This window comes from Vibrio sp. 03_296 (assembly GCF_002265885.1).
This window is the reverse complement of record NZ_NPKW01000979.1, coordinates 1-872: the sequence shown is the minus strand read 5'-3', so window position 1 is coordinate 872 and position 872 is coordinate 1. Positions and strand designations below refer to the sequence as shown.

Below are 872 nucleotides of genomic sequence, written 5' to 3'. Positions count from 1 at the left end.
TGGGCGAGTAGCTGGCCTTTTTCACTGTATCACCATCGTTCACAAGCAATTGTGTCAATCGCCCAGAAACGCGAAACGACAGCTCTGCTCTTTCCGCCGCTTGCACTACCCCGTTAAAMCTCAAGCGCGTATCCTGCTCGGTAGAGACACGCTCCACCAATGCAGGGCGAACCACTGGCGCTGCCACATGCTGAGCAACAGGCTCACTGCATCCCACCACCAGCAAACTGGCCGCCACAGCGCTTATGTAGCGTACGCTAAGGCATCGCCTTCTAAACTGACGACCAAATCGACTTCCAATTAGAGGATCAACCAACGACATTTCCACCTTCAAAAAGAAAAAAGTAAACTTTGGAGTTTATTTTATTGCAAATTAACAAAAAGGTAAACTCAAAAGTTTACTGAAAGGTGATATTTGTCCGTTATTTGAGATCCTAAATGCGCTATTTCTGTTTCTCCAGAATACAAAAAAAGCCGCAAAAGCGGCTTTTTTTGAACATTTCGCTGAGTGGCTACCTGTTTTTTTCATCCACGGATGCGATCGCCCTTCTTCCTTGGCGAAGACAATATTTTGAACACAACCACACGCCACAAGCTGAAATAAAATACCCAGTATTGGAATAGCAGAGAGAACGTGAAGAGAGTGACGCTTGACTTAACAAAGCATCAAACTGATGCACACTCGCGGTGATAATCTCTTGCTCGTGCTGATCTCGCCCTTTAGGAACTGGCTGCGTTTTACTCATCAATAGCGATTCACCAATTCGATTTTCTTCGGCATTGGCGTTTTTCTCAGGCTTATTTGCTCAATAAATCGGCATACCTCATTTCGATAACACCCTGCGGTTTCACTTGATCGAGCGAAGTCATTA

The 872-nt window shown here is 45.4% G+C and carries 1 pseudogene; it reads right to left on the bottom strand.

From position 1 onward, the window contains the following. Nucleotides 1-322, bottom strand: a pseudogene (locus CIK04_RS29305) (efflux RND transporter periplasmic adaptor subunit); the annotation flags it as partial. Between the last annotated feature and the right edge of the window lie 550 nt (nt 323-872).